Source organism: Streptomyces sp. NPDC000134 (genome assembly GCF_042899225.1).
Taxonomy (GTDB): Bacteria; Actinomycetota; Actinomycetes; order Streptomycetales; family Streptomycetaceae; genus Streptomyces.
The window spans coordinates 305559-325156 of record NZ_JBIAZN010000007.1 but is presented as its reverse complement, the minus strand read 5'-3'; the positions used below and the strand labels follow the sequence as shown (position 1 = coordinate 325156).

At 74.0% G+C, this 19598-nt stretch carries 1 protein-coding gene; it reads right to left on the bottom strand.

Features of this window, described 5'->3' with window-relative positions:
- Positions 1-5 precede the first annotated feature (5 nt).
- Positions 6-19592 carry a type I polyketide synthase gene (locus ACFY32_RS13390; protein WP_390674248.1) on the bottom strand — a complete coding sequence of 6529 codons (19587 nt, stop codon included), beginning with the start codon at positions 19590-19592 and terminating at the stop codon, positions 6-8.
- Positions 19593-19598 lie beyond the last annotated feature (6 nt).

Below are 19598 nucleotides of genomic sequence, written 5' to 3'. Positions count from 1 at the left end.
TCGGCTCAGGAGTTGCCGAGCTGCTGGTCGAGCAGGGCGAGCAGTTCGTCCGCCGACGCGGTGCGCGCGTCCGGTCCGGAGGCTGCGGGTTCGGTGCGGGTGTGCGCCTCGTCCCACCGGGACAGCAGCGCGCGGAGGCGGGCGCCGACGGCGGCGCTCTGCTGGTCGTCGCCCGGTGCCAGGGCGGACAGCGCGGCCTCCAGCCGGTCCAGTTCGGCGTCGATGGTCGGCGTTCCCATGCCCGGCATCCGGTCGAGCACGTGGGCGGCGAGCGCGGCCGGGGTGGGGTGGTCGAAGACGAGCGTGGAGGGCAGGCTCAGTCCGGTGGCCGTGTTGAACACGTTGCGGAACTCGACCGCGGTGAGCGAGTCGAAGCCCAGTTCCTTGAACGCCCGGCCGGGCTCCACCATCTTGGGGCTCTCGTAGCCGAGGACGGCGGCCACGTGCTCCCGTACCAGTTCGAGTACGGCGCGCTCGCGCTCCGGGGCGGGCAGTGCGGTGAGCCGGGCCGTCAGGTCCTGCGGTGCCGCCGCCTGTGCGGGTGCCGGGGCGCGGCGCGCGGCGGGCAGTTCCCGCAGCAGGGTGGCCGGCAGCGACGGCGCGTACACGTCCCAGTCGATGTCCGCGACGACCAGCACGGTCGGATCGTCCTCGCGGACGGCCCGGTCCAGTGCGGCGATGGCCAGTTCGGGGTCGAACGGTGCCGTGCCGCGGCTGCGCAGGATCTCGCCGAGCTGCTCCCCCACCATGCCGCCGCCGCCCCACGGTCCCCAGGCGACGGAGCCGGCCGGCAGGCCGGCCGCCACGCGCCGTTCGGCGAACGCGTCGAGGTAGGCGTTGGCGGCGGCGTAGCTGCCCTGGGCCAGCGCGCCGAACGTGCCGGAGATCGAGGAGAACATCACGAACGCCGACAGGTCCAGGTCGCGGGTCAGCTCGTCCAGGTTGACGGCGGCGTCGACCTTCGGCCGCAGCACGGCGGCGAGCCGGTCCGGGGTGAGCGCGCTCAGCACGCCGTCGTCCAGGACGCCGGCCGTGTGCATGATCGCGGTGAGCGGATACTCCTGCGGTACCGAGGCCAGCAGCTTGGCCACCGACTCCCGGTCGGCGACGTCGCAGGCGGCGATGGTGACCCGCGCGCCCAGTCCGGTCAGTTCCGCGCGCAGTTCGTCCGCGCCGTCGGCGTCGGGGCCGCGCCTGCTGGTCAGCAGCAGGTGGTCCGCGCCCTTGGCGGCCAGCCACCTGGCCACGTGGGCGCCGATCCCGCCGGTGCCGCCGGTGATCAGGACGGTGCCGGTGGGCTCCCAGTCGCCGGTCCGGCCCGAGGGGGCCCGCACCAGCCGGCGGGCGTACACGCCGCCGGTCCGCAGCGCGACCTGGTCCTCGTCCCCGGTGCCGGCGAGGATGCCCGCGAGGCGGGCGGCGGCGCGGTCGTCCAGGGTGTCGGGCAGGTCGACGAGGCCGCCCCAGCGTTCGGGCTGTTCCCGTCCGACGCACCGGGCGAGGCCCCACACCATCGCCTGTTCGGGGCGGACGGGGGTGTCGGAGCGGCCGACCGTGACCCCGCCCCGCGTCGCGTACCACAGCGGTGCGGTGAGACCGGTGTCGCCGAGTGCCTGGACGAGGGCGAGGGTGGCGTACACGCCGCCCGAGGGCAGTGCGGGGTCGAGCGCGAGCAGGGACAGCACGCCCGCGACGGGTTCGTCGACCGCCGTGAGCAGGGCGGTCAGCGCGTCCCGGTCCTGGGCCGCGTCGCCGGCCCGGACCGGCAGCACCCGCGCGCCGTACCGGGTCAGCGCGTCGGCGACGGATTCCTCGCCGGCGCCGTCCCGGCTGACCACGAGCCAGGTGCCGGTGAGGGCGGCGGTGGGTTCGGGCACCGGCAGCCAGGCGATGCGGTAACGCCAGCCGTCGATCTCGGAGTGGGCGTTCTGCGCCTGCCGCCACGACGAGAGCCGGGGCAGTACGGCGCCGATCGGGTCGTCGGGCGACACGTCCAGTTCGGCCGCCAGCTCGCCGAGGTCGCCGTCCGCCACGGCCGCCCAGAACTTGGCGTCGATGGAGCCGGTGGCGTCGGCCGCGGGGGCCGCGGCCATGCTGGGCCAGAACCGCTGGTGCTGGAAGGCGTAGGTGGGCAGGTCCACGTGCCGCGCCCCGGGCAGCATCTGACGCCAGTCGAAGGGCAGCCCCCGCACGTACGCCTCGGCGACCGAGAACAGGAACCGGTCCAGGTCCCCGTCGTCGCGGCGCAGCGTGCCGCCGACCACGGCCTCGGCGCCGGTGGCCTCCAGCGTCTCGCGCACGCCGATGGTCAGTACGGGGTGCGGGCTGCACTCGACGAACACGCCGACGCCCCGGTCGAGCAGGCCGCGCGTCGCCTCCTCGAACCGTACGGGCTGCCGCAGGTTGCGGTACCAGTACTCGGCGCCCACCTCGGTCCCGGTCAGCCACTCCCCGGTCACCGTCGACAGCATCGGCACCCGTGCCCGGGTCGGTTCCACTCCGGCCAGCGCGGTGGCCAGGGTCTCGCGGATGCGCTCGACGTGCGGCGAGTGCGAGGCGTAGTCCACCGGGACCCGGCGCGCCCGCACACCGTCGGTGGCGCAGGACTCCACCAGCTCGTCCAGCGCGTCGGCGTCACCCGCCACGACCACCGAGCCGGGACCGTTCACCGCGGCGACCGAGATCCGTCCCGCCCAGCGTTCGATCCGCTCCCGGGCCTGCTCGACCGGCACCGCCAGCGACACCATGCCGCCCTGGCCCGACAGTTCCACGATGGCCCGGCTCCGCAGTGTCACCACCTTCGCCGCGTCGGCCAGCGACAGGGCCCCCGCCACATGAGCGGCGGCGATCTCGCCCTGGCTGTGCCCCACCACCGCGTCCGGCTCCACGCCGTACGAGCGCCACAGCGCGGCCAGCGACACCATCACCGCGAACAGCGCGGGCTGCACCACGTCGACCCGTTCCAGCGCGTCGGCGTCGGCCAGCACGTCCCACAACGACCAGTCCACGTACGGGGCGAGGGCCTCGGCGCACGCCTCCAGCGAAGCCCGGAACACCGGCGACGACTCCGCCAGCGCGGCGCCCATGCCCAGCCACTGCGAGCCCTGGCCCGGGAAGACGAACGCCACCTTGCCGGCGGGCCGGGCCGTACCGGTCACCACCCGGGCCGACTCCACGCCCCGGGTCACCGCCGTCGGCCCCTCCGCGATCGCGGCCAGGCCCGCGAGCAGGCCGTCGCGGTCCCGGCCGACGACGACCGCCCGGCCGTCGAAGGCCGACCGCGCCACCGCGAGCGTGCCGGCGACATCGCGCGGTCGCAGCTCGGGGTGGGCCACCAGGTGGGCGCGCAGCCGCTGGGCCTGCGCCCGCAACGCGTCCTGGTCCTTGGCCGACAGCAGCAGCGGCAGCGGGGACTGTTCGGGCGCGGTCGTCGGCTCGGTGGCTGGTGCGTCTTCGCCGGATACCGGCCCGGTGGCCGGTGTCTGCTCGATGATGACGGGCTCGGTCGCCGGTGCCTGTTCGATGATGGCGTGCGCGTTGGTGCCGCTGAAGCCGAACGACGACACCCCGAAGCGGCGCGGTCGGCCGGTGTCCGGCCAGTCGCGGGCCTCGGTGAGGAGCGCCACGTCACCGGCCGACCAGTCGACCTGCGGGGTGGGCTCGGCGACGTGCAGCGTCTTCGGCAGTACGCCGTGCCGCATCGCCATGACCATCTTGATGATGCCGGCCACACCGGCCGCGCCCTGAGTGTGCCCGATGTTGGACTTCAGCGAGCCCAGCCACAGCGGCCGGCCGGCGGGCCGGTCCTGGCCGTAGGTGGCCAGCAGCGCCTGCGCCTCGATCGGGTCGCCCAGCTTCGTACCGGTACCGTGCGCCTCGACCGCGTCCACGTCGGACGGGGCGAGCCCGGCGGCGGCCAGCGCCTGCCGGATCACCCGCTGCTGCGACGGCCCGTTCGGCGCGGTCAGACCGTTGGACGCGCCGTCCTGGTTGATCGCGGAACCGCGCACCACCGCCAGCACCCGGTGACCGTTGCGCTCCGCGTCGGACAGCTTCTCCAGTACGACCATGCCGACGCCCTCGCCCCAGCCGGTGCCGTCCGCGTCCGACGAGAACGGCCGGCAGCGGCCGTCGGTGGACAGTCCGCGCTGGCGGCTGAACTCGATGAACGAGCCCGGCGTCGACATCACCGTCACACCGCCCGCCAGCGCGGTCGAGCAGTCACCCGCCCGCAGCGCCCGCACCGCCAGGTGCAGCGCCACCAGCGACGACGAGCACGCCGTGTCGACCGTCACCGCCGGGCCCTCCAGCCCGAACGCGTAGGCGACCCGGCCGGACACGACGCTCGCCGCGTTGCCCGTGCCGATGAACCCCTCGACGCTCTCCTCGCTCGCCGACAGCAGGGTGGTGTAGTCCTGCACGTTCGAGCCGGTGAAGACGCCGATGTCCTGTCCCCGCACCGAGTTCGGGTCGATCCCGGCCCGCTCGAACGCCTCCCAGGACGTCTCCAGCAGCAGCCGCTGCTGCGGGTCCATCGCCAGCGCCTCACGCGGCGAGATACCGAAGAACGTCGGATCGAACTGGTCGGCGTCGTACAGGAAACCGCCTTCACGGGCGTACGAGGTGCCCAGGTGCTCCGGGTCGGGGTCGTACAGGTTCGCCAGGTCCCACCCTCGGTTGCCGGGGAACTCCCCGATGGCGTCGACACCGTCCAGCACCAGGCGCCACAGGTCCTCGGGCGAGTTCACCCCGCCGGGGAAGCGGCAGCTCATGCCGACGATGGCGATCGGCTCGTCGGTGACGGCGGCGGTGGTGCGGGTGGTGGTCACGGCAGCGGGTGCGCCCGCGAGTTCCGCGCCGAGGTGGGCCGCGAGCGTCGCGGGGGTCGGGTAGTCGAAGACCAGCGTCGCGGGCAGGCGCAGTTCGGTGGCCGCGGTGAGCCGGTTGCGCAGTTCCACGGCGGTCAGTGAGTCGAAGCCCAGTTCCTTGAACGCGCGGTCGGGCGCGATGGTGTGTGCCGAGCCGTGGCCGAGTACCACGGCCACGTGGCCGAGCACGAGGTCCAGCAGCGCTTCCACCCGTTCGGTCTCGGTCAGTCCGGCCAGCGACCGGGCCAGCTCCGTACCGGCGACGGCGGCGCGCTCGACGCTCCGGCGTGCCGTACCGCGCACCAGCCCGCGCAGCATGTGCGGCACGGGGTGGGAGCGCGCCTGCCGGTGCAGGGCTGGCAAATCCAGGGACACCGGCGCCAGGACGGCACGCCCGGTCGAGCCCGCCGCGTCGAACAGTGCCAGCCCTTCGGCCGTACGCAGGGGTATCAGGCCGCCCCGGCTCAGCCGTTTCACGTCGGCGTCGTCGAGCCGGCCGGTCATGCCGCTGGCCTCGGCCCACAGGCCCCAGGCCAGCGAGGTGGCGGGCAGGCCGGCGGCCCGGCGGTGCTGGGCCAGCGCGTCCAGGAAGGTGTTGGCCGCCGCGTAGTTGCCCTGTCCGGGACCGCCGAGGGTGCCCGCCACGGAGGAGAACAGCACGAACGCCGTCAGATCCAGGTCGCGGGTGAGTTCGTGCAGGTGCCAGGCGGCGTCCACCTTCGGCCGGAACACCGTGTCGATGCGCTCGGGCGTCAGCGAGCCGATCGTCCCGTCGTCCAGGACACCGGCGGTGTGGACGACGGCGGTGACGGGGTGTTCGGCGAGCAGCGCCGCCACCGCGTCCCGGTCCGCCACGTCACAGGCGGCGAACGTCACCTCGGCGCCCAGCGCGACGAGATCGCCGCGCAGCGCCTCGGCGCCCTCGGCCGCCGCGCCGCGCCGACTGACCAGCAGCAGGCTCCGTACGCCCCGCTCCGCGACGAGATGCCGGGCCACGAGTCCGCCCAGCGTGCCCGTCGCACCCGTGACCAGCACCGCGCCCGAACCGAAACCGGGGTCCTCCGTCAGCGACTCCTCCACCCTGGCGAGGCGGGGCGCCCGTATCTCACCGGCGCGGACCACTAGTTGCGGTTCCCCGGTGGTCAGCGCGACGGGCAGCGCGTCCCTCGACGCGGCGTCGTCGTCGAGGTCGACCAGCACGAACCGGTCCGGGTTCTCCGACTGCGCCGACCGCACCAGGCCCCACACCGCCGCCTGCGCCACATCGAGGACGCCCTCATCGGCCGACGCGGCCAGTGCGCCCTGGGTCACCACGGCCAGCCGTGCCGTGCCGGACCGCTCGTCCGACAGCCAGGTCTGTACCGCGTTCAGCGCCCAGTGCGCCGCCTCGTGCGCGGCCGGCACCGGGTCGGAGCCGGACGTGACCGGGCAGGCCACGGCCACGAAGTCGGACCGCGAGTCGGCCACAGCGTCCAGCTCGGCCCACTCGACGGTCGGGACATCACCGTCGGTCGGCGGAACCGGCACCCAGTCCACGCCGAACAGCGACTTCCGGTCCTTGTGCGACGCCAGCGTCTCCGGCACCGGCCGCAGCACCAGGGAGTCGATCCCGGCGACCGGAGCACCGGTGCCGTCCGCGACGGTCAACGCCACCCGGTCCGGGCCCGAGGGCGTCAACCGCACCCGCAGCGTCTCGGCACCGGAGGCGTGCAGCCGCACCCCCGACCAGGCGAACGGCAGCCGCCCGACCCCGTCCGCGTCACCGGCCAGGCCGATCGCGTGCAGCGCCGCGTCCAGCAGCGCCGGATGCAGACCGAAACCGTCCGCACCCACGCCCTCGGGCAGCGCGACCTCGGCGAACACCTCGTCCCCGAGCCGCCACGCCGCCCGCAGGCCCTGGAAGACCGGCCCGTAACCGAAGCCCGCCCCAGCCGCTTCGTCGTAGAACCCGTCCAGGTCGACGGTGCCGGCCCCTGCCGGCGGCCACTCGGCGAGAGGGACCCCCTCACCGAGCCCGCCGGTACGGAGGGTGCCGGTCGCGTGTCGGGTCCACGACACGCCGTCGTCACCCGCGCTGGAGTGCAGGGTCAGCTCACGCCGGCCCGACTCGTCCTCGGCACCGGCCCACACCTGGACCTGCACCGAGCCGTTCTCGGGCAGGACGAGCGGCGCCTCCAAGGTCAGTTCCTCGACCACGTCGCAGCCGACCTGGTCGCCCGCGCGGATCGCCAGTTCCACGACCGCCGTCCCGGGCAGCAGCGTGGAGTCCTGGACCACGTAGTCCGCCAGCCACGGGTGGGTCCGGATCGACAGCCGGCCGGTGAGCAGCACGCCGTCCGTGCCGCCCACCGCCACGGCCGCACCGAGCAGCGGGTGTTCGGCCGCGCCGAGCCCGGCCGCCGTGACATCACCGGTCAGTGCCGCCATGTCGATCCAGTAGCGCTGGTGCTGGAAGGCGTACGTCGGCAGGTCGACCCGGCGGGCGCCGCTGCCGTCGAAGAACGCCGCCCACTCCACCGGGACACCGCGCACGTGCAGGTGCCCGGCAGCCAGGGTGGCGGCCACCGCTTCCGGCCGGTCCCCACGCAGCACCTGTACGAAGGCCGCCTCGGGCGCGGACTCCTGGCCCAGCGCGGACAGCGTGCCGCCCGGACCGACCTCGACGAACGTGCTCACGCCCTCGGCCGTGAGCGTGTTGATGGCGTCGGCGAAACGGACCGCCTCGCGTACGTGCCGTACCCAGTACTCCGGGGAGGTCAGCTCCTCGGCCGTGGCCCGGACGCCGGTCAGCGTCGACACGATCGGCACCGAAGGCGCCTCGTAGGACACGTCCTCCAACACCCGGCGGAAGTCGTCCAGCATCGGGTCCATCAGAGGCGAGTGGAACGCGTGGCTGACCTTGAGGCGGGACACCTTCCGGCCCGCCTCACGCCAGCGCTCCGCGACCGCCTCGACGTCGGTGGCGGCACCGGAGACGACCACCGAGGTGGGACCGTTCACCGCCGCTATGCCCACGGTGTCCGGCAGTTCCGTGGCGACTTCAGCCTCCGACGCCTGGATCGCGACCATGGCACCGCCCGACGGCAGCGCCTGCATCAGCGCACCCCGCGCCGACACCACCTTCACCGCGTCCGCCAGCGACCACACCCCCGCCACATGCGCGGCGGCCAGTTCGCCGATCGAGTGCCCGGCCAGTACGTCGGGACGGATGCCCCAGGACTCAAGGAGACGGAACAGCGCCACCTCGACCGCGAACAGCGCGGGCTGCGTCACCCCCGTCTCGTTCAGCGCATCGGCATCCTCACCGAACAGCGCCTCGCGCACCTTCGGATCGAACGCGGCCAGCGCCTCGTCCAGGGCTTCGGCGAACACCGGGTAGCGGGCGGCCAGTTCGCGGCCCATGCCCAGCCGCTGCGAGCCCTGGCCCGAGAACAGGAAACTCACCTGGCCGGGTTCGTCGGCGACACCCGTCACCACAGCACCGGCCGGCTGACCGTCCGCCACCGCCACCAGGGCGTCGAGGAACTCGGCTCGATCAGTGGCGACGACCACGGCACGGTGCTCCAGCGCCGCCCGCGACGTCGCCAGCGAGTACCCCACATCGACCGGGGACTGTCCGTCCACGAAGGACACCAGCCGGGCGGCCTGCTCCCGCAACGCCTCCGCGCTGCGCGCCGACAGCACCCACGGCACCAGACCCTCGCGTACCGGCTCGGAGATCTCCTCCCGCTCCACCACGGGGGCCTGCTCGACGATCACGTGCGCGTTCGTGCCGCTCACACCGAACGACGACACACCCGCCCGCCACGGCCGGCCGACCTCCGGCCACGCCCGCTGCTCGGTCAGCAGCTCCACCGCACCCGCCGACCAGTCCACGTGCGACGACGGCTCGGTCACGTGCAACGTCTGCGGCAGCACACCCTGCCGCAACGCCATCACCATCTTGATCACACCCGCGACACCGGCCGCCGCCTGCGTGTGCCCGATGTTCGACTTCACCGAACCCAGCAGCAGCGGCTCGCCGGTACGGCCCTGCCCGTACGTCGCCAGCAGCGCCTGCGCCTCGATCGGGTCGCCCAATGCCGTGCCCGTACCGTGCGCCTCCACCGCGTCCACCTCGGACGGAGCCAGCCCCGCGCTCGCCAGGGCCTGGCGGATCACCCGCTGCTGCGACGGACCGTTCGGCGCGGTCAGGCCGTTCGAGGCGCCGTCCTGGTTCACCGCCGAACCACGGACCACCGCCAGCACCTGGTGGCCGTTGCGCTGCGCGTCCGACAGGCGCTCCACCAGCAGCATGCCGACGCCCTCGCCCCAGCCCGTGCCGTCCGCGCTGTCGGAGAACGCCTTGCACCGGCCGTCCACCGCCAGCCCACGCTGACGGCTGAACTCGATAAAAGCGCCCGGCGTCGACATCACCGTCACACCGCCGACCAACGCCAGCTCGCACTCCCCCTGGCGCAGCGCCTGGGCGGCCAGGTGAAGGGCCACCAGCGACGACGAGCACGCCGTGTCCACCGTGACGGCGGGGCCTTCGAGACCGAACGTGTAGGACAGCCGGCCGGAGATCACGCTCGCCGCGCTGCCCGTGCCGGCATACCCCTCGACGTCCTCCGGCGCGGCCATCAGCAGTGCCGCGTAGTCCTGGCCGTTGGTGCCGACGAAGACACCGGAGCGGCTGCCGCGCACCGCGTGCGGGTCGATGCCGGCCCGCTCGAATGCCTCCCACGAGGTCTCCAGGAGGAGCCGCTGCTGCGGGTCCATCGCCAGCGCCTCGCGCGGCGAGATGCCGAAGAACGCCGGGTCGAACTCGGCCGCGCCGCGCAGGAACCCGCCCTCACGGGTGTAGCTCGTCCCCCGCTGGTCGGGGTCGTCGTCGAACAGCGCGTCCAGGTCCCAGCCCCGGTCGTCGGGGAAGCCGGTCAGCACGTCAGCGCCGGACCCGACGAGCCGCCACAGGTCCTCGGGCGAGTTCACCCCGCCGGGGAAGCGGCAGCTCATGCCGACGATGGCGATCGGCTCGTCGGTGACGGCCGTGGTGCGGACGGGCGTCGTCAGGACGGGTGCGCCCGCGAGTTCCGCACCGAGGAACGCCGCCAGCGCCGCGGGCGTCGGGTAGTCGAAGACCAGCGTCGCCGGCAGGCGCAGCTCGGTGACCGCGGTGAGCCGGTTGCGCAGCTCCACCGCGCTGAGCGAGTCGAAACCCAGCTCCTTGAACGGACGCCCAGGTGCCACGGCCTGTGCCGAGCTGTGCCCCAGCACCACGGCCACGTGGCCGAGTACGAGGTCCAGCAGCGCCTTTTCGCGCTCCGCGGCGGTCAGCCCCGCCAGCGACCGGGCCAGCGCCGACCCGGAGGCCGAGCCCGCCTCAGCCGTCCCACGCGCCGTACCGCGCACCAGTCCGCGCAGCATGTGCGGCACGGGCTGGGAGCGCGCCTGCCGGCGCAACGCGGGCAGGTCCAGGGGAACCGGCGCCAGGGCGGCACGCCCGGTCGTGCCCGCCGCGTCGAACAACGCCAGCCCCTCGGCCGTACGCAGGGGTATCAGGCCGCCCCGGCTCATGCGTCGCAGGTCGGCGTCGTCGAGCCGGCCGGTCATGCCGCTGGCCTCGGCCCACAGGCCCCAGGCCAGCGAGGTGGCGGGCAGTCCGGCGGCCCGGCGGTGCTGGGCGAGCGCGTCCAGGAAGGTGTTCGCCGCCGCGTAGTTCGCCTGGCCGGGGGCTCCGAGGACGCCGGCCACCGACGAGAACAGCACGAACGCCGACAGGTCCAGGTCGCGGGTCAGCTCGTGCAGGTTCCAGGCCGCGTCCACCTTCGGCCGGAACACCGTGTCGATGCGCTCGGGGTTCAGCGAGCCGATCACACCGTCGTCCAGCACACCCGCCGTGTGCACGACCGCGGAGACCTCGTGCTCGGCCAGCAAGGCCGCCAGCGCGTCCCGGTCGGCCACGTCGCACGCCGCGAACGTCACCTCGGCGCCCAGCGCGAGGAGGTCGCCGCGCAGTTCCTCGGCGCCCTCGGCCGCCGCGCCGCGCCGGCTGACCAGCAGCAGGTTCCGTACACCGCGCTCCGCGACCAGGTGCCGGGCCACGAGCCCGCCCAGCGTGCCCGTCGCACCGGTGACCAGCACCGCGCCCGAACCGAAGCCGGGGTCCTCCGTCAGGGACTGCTCCGCTCTGGACAGGCGGGGCGCCCGTACGTCACCGGAACGCACCGCGAGCTGCGGCTCCCCCGTCGTCACCGCCACGGGCAGCGCCTCCAGCGAGGCCGCCTCGCCATCGAGGTCGACCAGCACGAACCGGTCCGGATGCTCCGACTGCGCCGACCGCATCAGGCCCCATACCGCCGCCTGCGCCACATCCCGTACCCGCTCGTCGGACGAGGCAGCGACCGCTCCGGTCGTCACCACGACCAGACGCGCCGCGTCGGACCGCTCCTCCGACAGCCACCGCTGCACCACGTCCAGCGCCCAGTGCGCCGCCTCGTGCGCGGCCGGCACCGGGTCGGAGCCGGACGTGACCGGGCAGGCCACGGCCACGAAGTCGGACAGCGGACCCGCCGAAGCGTCCGGCTCGGCCCACTCGACGGTCGGGACATCACCATCGGCCGGCGCAACCGGCACCCAGTCCACGGCGAACAGCGCGTCGCCGTGTCCGTCACCACGGGCGAGCTGGTCCAGCGACACCGGGCGCAGCGCCAGCGAGTCCACGGTCGCGACCGGAGCGCCCGCCCCGTCCGCCACCACCAGCGAGACCTCGTCCGGCCCCGAGGGCGCCAGGCGCACCCGCAGCACCGTCGCACCCGAGGCGTGCAGCCGTACACCCGACCACGCGAACGGAAGCCGGTCCGAGTCGCCGGGCCGCTCCACCGCGTGCAGCGCCGCGTCCAGCAGCGCCGGGTGCAGGCCGAAACCGTCCGTGTCCACTCCCTCGGGCAGCGCGACCTCGGCGAACACCTCGTCCCCACGGCGCCACGCCGCCCGCAGCCCCTGGAAGGCCGGTCCGCGGCCGGTACCCCCCTCGGTCGCCTCGTCGTCGTAGAACCCGTCCAGGTCCACGGTCTCGGCCCCGGTGGGCGGCCACTGCGCCAGGGCGACCCCGGTGGCACGCGTGCCCGTGCGCAGCACAGCGGTGGCGTTACGGGTCCACGGCCGGTCGTCGTCGGTGTCACCCGCGCTGGAGAAGAACGTCAGCTCGCGTCCGCCGGCCCCGTCCTCGGCACCGATCCACGCCTGCACCCGGACGCCACCGTGCTCGGGCACCACCAGCGGTGCCTCCAGCGTCAGTTCCTCCACCAGGTCGCAGCCGACCTGGTCGCCCGCGCGGATCGCCAGCTCGACGAAGGCCGTGCCGGGCAGCAGGACCGCGCCCTGCACCACGTAGTCGGCCAGCCACGGGTGGGTCTGGACCGACAGCCGGCCCGTCAGCAGCACACCGTCCGTGTCGCCCAGTTCGATGGTCGCGCCCAGCAGCGGATGCTCGGTCGCGCCGAGTCCGACCGCCGTGACGTCACCCGTGTGCGGCCGTGCGTCGACCCAGTAGCGCCGGCGCTGGAAGGCGTAGGTCGGCAGGTCCACCCGCCGCGCCCCGCGACCGGCGAAGAACGCCTCCCAGTCCACCGTCACGCCCCGCGCGCACACCCGCGCCACCGCCGAGACCAACGCGGACTCCTCCGGGCGGCCACCACGCAGCACCGGTACGAAGGCCGCCTCCGGCGCGGACTCCTGTCCCGACGCGGACAGCGTGCCCCCGGGGCCGATCTCGACGAACGTGCTCACGCCCTCGCCCGCGAGCGTGCCGACGGCGTCGGCGAACCGCACCGACTCCCGCACATGCCGCACCCAGTACTCCGGAGAGGTCAGCTCCTGTGTCGTGGCCCGAACACCGGTCAGCGTCGACACGACCGGCAGCATCGGCGCCTCGTAGGACACCTCTTCCAGGACCTGGCGGAAGTCGTCCAGCATCGGGTCCATCAGGGGCGAGTGGAACGCGTGGCTGACCTTGAGACGGGACACCTTGCGGCCCGCCTCGCGCCACTTCTCCGCGACCGCCTGCACATCGGCCTCGACGCCCGAGATCACCACCGACGACGGGCCGTTCACCGCCGCCACGCCCACGGTGTCCGGCAGGTCCGGTACGACCTCGGCCTCCGACGCCTGGACGGCCACCATGGCGCCACCGGCCGGCAGCCCCTGCATCAGCGCACCCCGCGCCGACACCACCTTCACCGCGTCCGCCAGCGACCACACACCCGCCACATGGGCGGCGGCCAGCTCACCGATCGAATGCCCCGCCACCACATCTGGGCGGATGTCCCACGACTCAAGGAGACGGAACAGCGCCACCTCCACCGCGAACAACGCCGGCTGCGTCACCCCGGTCTCGTTCAACGCCTCGGCGTCCTGGCCGAACAGCGCCTCGCGCACCGCCGGGCCGAACGCGCCCAGCACCTCCTCCAGCGCCTCGGCGAACACCGGGAAGCGTGCCGCCAGTTCACGGCCCATGCCCAGCCGCTGCGACCCCTGGCCCGAGAACAGGAAACCCACTCGACCCGGCTCGTCGGCGACCCCGGTCACCACGGCACCGGCCGGCCGGCCGTCCGCCACCGCCGCCAGGGCGTCGAGGAACTCGGACCGGTCGGCGGCGACGATCACCGCGCGGTGGTCCAGCGCCGCCCGCGACGTCGCCAGCGAGTAACCGATGTCGACGGGAGCGTGTTCGTCCACGATCGCCGTCAGCCGCTCGGCCTGGCCGCGCAGGGCGTTCTCGTCGCGTGCCGACAGCACCCACGGCACCAGGCCGTCGCGTACCGGCTCGGGGGTCTCCTCGAGGGCCTCCTCCTGCTCCGTCGCGGGGGCCTGCTCGATGACCGCGTGCGCGTTGGTGCCGCTGAACCCGAACGACGAGACACCCGCCCTGCGCGGCCGGTCCACCGCGGGCCACTCGCGGTGGTCGGTGACCAGTTCCACGGTCCCCGCAGACCAGTCCACGTGCGGGGACGGTTCGGTCACGTGCAGGGTCTTCGGCAGTACGCCGTGCCGCATCGCCAGGACCATCTTGATCACCCCGGCCACACCGGCGGCGGCCTGCGTGTGCCCGATGTTCGACTTCACCGAACCCAGCAGCAGCGGCTCGCCGGTACGGTCCTGCCCGTAGGTGGCCAGCAGCGCCTGCGCCTCGATGGGGTCGCCCAGCGTCGTGCCCGTGCCGTGCGCCTCCACCGCGTCCACCTCGGACGGGGTCAGCCCGGCGCCGGCGAGCGCCTGGCGGATCACCCGCTGCTGCGACGGACCGTTCGGCGCGGTCAGACCATTGGACGCACCGTCCTGGTTCACCGCCGAGCCACGGACGACGGCCAGCACCGGATGCCCGTTGCGCCGGGCGTCCGACAGCTTCTCGACGAGCAGCATGCCGACGCCCTCGCCCCAGCCCGTGCCGTCCGCGCCGGCGGAGAACGCCTTGCACCGGCCGTCCTCCGCCAGCCCGCGCTGGCGGCTGAACTCGATGAACGAGCCCGGTGTCGACATCACCGTCACACCGCCGACCAGCGCCGTCGAGCACTCGCCCGAGCGCAGCGCCTGCACCGCCAGGTGCAGGGCGACCAGGGACGAGGAGCACGCGGTGTCCACGGTGACGGCGGGGCCTTCGAGACCGAAGGTGTAGGACAGCCGGCCGGAGACCACACTCGCCGCGCTGCCGGTCGCCGCGTACCCGCTCACGTCCTCGGCGGCGGTGCGCAGCAGCACGCTGTAGTCCTGCATGTTCGAGCCCACGAAGACGCCGACGGGCTCGCCGCGCAGCGCTTCGGGGTCGATGCCGGCCCGTTCGAACGTCTCCCAGGAGGTTTCGAGGAGCAGTCGCTGCTGGGGGTCCATCGCGAGCGCCTCGCGGGGCGATATCCCGAAGAAGTCCGCGTCGAACTCCCCCGCCTGTTCGAGGAAGGCGCCCATGCGGGTGTAGGAGGTGCCGGGAGCGGTGCCGGCGGGGTCGTACAACGCCTGGAGGTCCCAGCCACGGTCGGCCGGGAACTCCGTCACCGCGTCGCCGCCCGACATGAGCACCCGCCACAGGTCCTCGGGGCTCGACACTCCGCCGGGGTACCGGCACGCCATCGCGACGATCGCGATCTGCTCGTCGGTCGTCCCGGGCACGGCGTCCGGGGTGGGGAGGGCGGGGGCGGCGTCCTCGCCGAACAGCACGACACGCAGGTGCGCCGCCAGCGTGGCCGCGTTCGGGTAGTCGAAGACCAGGGTCGCGGGCAGGGCCGCACCGGTCACCTCGCCGAGCCGGGTGCGCAGCTCCATCGCGGTCAGCGAGTCGAAGCCCAGGTCCTTGAAGGCGCGGGTCGCGGAGAAGGCGTCACCGGAGACGTGACCGAGGACGGTGGCCGCCTCGTAGCGCACCAGTTCGGTCAGTTGCCGTTCCTGCTCGGCCGCGTCCAGGCCCGCCAAGCGCCGCGCGAGCGGCGAGGTGCCCCGTTCCGCCGGGGTGTCCTCGGTGGCCGTGCGCAGGTCGGGCAGTTCGTCCAGGAGCGGGCTCGGCCGGCGCATCGTGAAGGTGGCCGCGAACGGCTCCCAGCGGACGTCCGCCACCACCGTGCTCGCCAGGCCGGCGCCGATCGCGTCGGCGAGGGCGTCCACCGCGAGGTCGGGCGGCAGCACCACGAGTCCGCGCCGGGCGAGTTGCCGCTCGGCCTCGTCGCCGACCATGCCGCCACCGGCCCAGGGGCCCCATGCGACCGCCGTGGCGGGCAGGCCCGCCGCCCTGCGGTGCTCGGCCAGCGCGTCCAGACAGGCGTTCGCCGCCGCGTACGCGCCCTGTCCTCCGCTGCCCCACACACCGGCGATGGAGGAGAACAGCACGAACGCGTCCAGCGGTGTCCCGGCCAGCAGTTCGTGCAGGTGCCGGGCGCCGGCCGCCTTGACCGCCAGCACCTCCGCCAGCTCGTCCGCCCCGAGGTCGGTGAGAGCGGCCGACCGCTCGATGCCCGCCGCGTGCACCACCGCCGTCAGCGACGGGACGCTCTCCAGCAACGCGGCCACCGCGTCCCGGTCGGCCATGTCACAGGCGGCGAACGTCACCCGCGCCCCGAGCCCGGCCAGTTCGGCCTCCAGCTCCTGCGCTCCTCGCGCCGTCCGGCCGCGACGGCTCACCAGGACCACGTGCTCGGCTCCGCGCGCAGCCGCCCAGCGCGCCACGTGACCGCCCAGGGCACCGGTGCCGCCGGTCACCAGCACGGTCCCGCGCGGTGACCAGCCCTGCGCGTAGGCGCCGTTCAGGGGTGCGGGCGCCAGTCTGCGGGCCAGGACGCGGTCGCCCCGCAGGGCGATCTGGTCCTCGCCGGAGGTCCCGGCGAGGACGGAGGCGAGCAGGTCACCGGTCGCGTCGTCCGGCGCCTCGGGCAGGTCGACCAGGCCACCCCAGCGCTCAGGGTGCTCCAGTGCGGCCACCCGGCCCAGACCCCACACCACCGACTGCGCGTACCCGGTGACCGCGTCCTCCGCGACCGCCGACACCGCTCCCGTCGTCACACACCACAGCGGTGCTCGCACACCCGCGTCGCCGAGCGCCCGCAACAGGCCGACGGTGGCGGCGGCACCCGTGTCGGCGTCCGCCGCCGCCAGCAGTGAGACCACACCGCGCAGTTCGGGCAGTGCGGTCAGCGGCTCCGCCAGGTCGACCGCCTCCGGGTCGACGCCCAGCACCTGCGCCTCGGCACCGGCGCGGACCAAGGCCTCACGGACCCACTCGGCGCGGTCCTCACCGGCCGGCGCCACCACCAGCCAGGCCCCGTCCAGCGACCGGGGCCCCGCGGGCACCGGACGCCAGACGACCTGGTAGCGCCAGCCGTCCACCGTGGACCGTTCGCGCTGTACCCTGCGCCACGCGGACAGCCGGGGCAGCACCGCGCTCAGCGGGTCGTCCGCCGACACCCCCAGCGTGCCGGCGAGATCGGCGGCATCGCCTTCCTCCACGACCTCCCAGAACCGCGCCTCCACCGGCGACATCCGTCCGCCGTCCTCGGTGGCGGGCGGGGCGTCCAGCCAGTACCGCTCACGCTGGAAGGCGTACGTCGGCAGCTCCACCCGCCGCGCGCCCCGGCCCGCGAAGAACGCCTCCCAGTCCGCCGTCACGCCGCGGGCGTGCAGCGCGACGACCGTGGTGACGAGCGCCGTCTCCTCCGGCCTGTCACCCCGTAGGGCGGGCAGGAAGACCGCGTCGGAGACGCTGTCCCGGCCGAGGGCGGACAGCGTTCCGCCCGGACCGATCTCCAGGAACACGTCCACGCCCTGCTCGCGCAGCGCGACGACCGCGTCGTGGAAGCGCACGGACTCACGGACATGCCGCACCCAGTACTCCGGCGAGGCCAGCTCCTCGGCCGTCACCTGGGCACCGGTCAGCGTGGACACGATCGGCACCACGGGCTCGCCGAACTCGACCTCTTCCAGCACCGCGCGGAAGCCGTCCAGCATCGGGTTCATCAGCGGCGAGTGGAACGCGTGACTGACCTTCAGGCGCGACACCTTCCGGCCCGCCGCGCGCCACTTCTCCGCGACCGCCTCGACATCGGCCTCGACGCCCGAGACCACCACCGACGACGGGCCGTTCACCGCCGCCACGCCCACGGTGTCCGTCAGATCCGGTACGACCTCGGTCTCCGACGCCTGGATCGCGACCATGGCACCGCCCGACGGCAGCGCCTGCATCAGCGCACCCCGCGCCGACACCACCTTCACCGCGTCCGCCAGCGACCACACCCCCGCCACATGGGCGGCGGCCAGCTCACCGATCGAGTGCCCGGCGAGCATGTCCGGCCGGATGCCCCACGACTCCAGCAGCCGGAACAGCGCCACCTCGACCGCGAACAGCGCCGGCTGCGTCACGCCGGTCTCGTTCAGCGCATCGGCGTCCTCGCCGTACAGCACCTCCCGTACGCGCGGCTCGCACGCGTCCAGTACGGCATCCAGCGCCTCGCGGAACACCGGGTGGCGCGCGGCCAGTTCGCGGCCCATCCCGAGCCGCTGCGAGCCCTGGCCCGAGAACAGGAAGCCCAGCAGGTGCGGTGCCGTTTCGCCCACCACGGCGCCGGGTCCGTCCCGGCCCTCGGCGAGAGCGGCCAGCACCGACCGGAAGGTGGCGCTCTCCTCGGCGACGACCACGGCACGGTGCTCCAGCGCCGCCCGGGAGGTCGCCAGCGAGTACCCCACGTCGACCGGGGACTGTCCGTCCACGAAGGACACCAGCCGGGCGGCCTGCTCCCGCAACGCCTCCGCGCTGCGCGCCGACAGCACCCACGGCACCAGACCCTCGCGTACCGGCTCGGAGGTCTCCTCCCGCTCCGTCACGGGGGCCTGCTCGACGATGACGTGCGCGTTCGTGCCGCTCACGCCGAACGACGACACACCCGCCCGCCACGGCCGGCCGACCTCCGGCCAGGCCCGCTGCTCGGTCAGCAGCTCCACCGCACCCGCCGACCAGTCCACGTGCGACGACGGTTCGGTGACGTGCAGGGTCTTCGGCAGCTTCCCGTGCCGCATCGACATGACCATCTTGATCAAACCGGCCACGCCGGCGGCGGCCTGGGTGTGCCCGATGTTGGACTTCACCGAGCCCAGCAGCAGGGGTTCACCGGTTCGGCCCTGGCCGTAGGTGGCGAGCAGCGCCTGGGCCTCGATCGGGTCGCCCAGCGTGGTGCCCGTGCCGTGCGCCTCGACCACGTCCACGTCGGACGAGGTGAGCCCGGCGGCGGTCAGGGCCTGGCGGATCACCCGCTGCTGCGACGGGCCGTTCGGCGCGGTCAGGCCGTTCGAGGCGCCGTCCTGGTTCACCGCCGAACCACGGACCACCGCCAGCACCTGGTGGCCGTTGCGCTGCGCGTCCGACAGCTTCTCCACCAGCAGCAGGCCGACGCCCTCGCCCCAGCCGGTGCCGTCCGCGCTGTCGGAGAACGCCTTGCAGCGGCCGTCCTCCGCGAGCCCGCGCTGGCGGCTGAACTCGATGAAGGAGTTCGGGGTCGACATCACCGTCACGCCGCCGACCAGGGCCAGCTCGCATTCGCCCTGGCGCAGCGCCTGGGCGGCCAGGTGAAGGGCCACCAGCGACGACGAGCACGCCGTGTCCACCGTGACGGCGGGGCCTTCGAGGCCGAAGGTGTAGGACAGCCGGCCGGAGATGATGCTGGCCGCGTTGCCGGTGGCCAGGTGTCCGCCCAGGTCTTCGGCGGCGCCGTGCAGGGCCAGCAGCCCGTGGTCCTGGCCGTTGGTGCCGATGAACACGCCGGAGCGGCTGCCCCGTACCGCATGGGGGTCGATGCCCGCGCGTTCGAACAGCTCCCAGGAGGTTTCCAGGAGCAGGCGCTGCTGGGGGTCCATCGCCAGCGCCTCGCGCGGCGATATCCCGAAGAACGCCGGGTCGAACTCCGCGACGCGGTCGAGGAACGCTCCCATGCGGGTGTACGACGTGCCGGTGCTCGCGGGGTCCGGGTCGAACAGGGCCTTCAGGTCCCAACCGCGGTCCGTGGGGAATCCGGTGACGGCGTCCGCCTCGGATTCGAGGAGGTGCCACAGGTCTTCCGGCGAGTTGACTCCGCCGGGGAAGCGGCAGCTCATGCCGACGATCGCGATCGGCTCGCCGGCCTTCTCCTCGACCTCGCGGAGCCGTTGCCTGGTCTGCCGCAGGTCCGCGGTCAAGCGCTTCAAGTAGTCGAGGACCTTGTCGTCGTTCGACATGTGCTT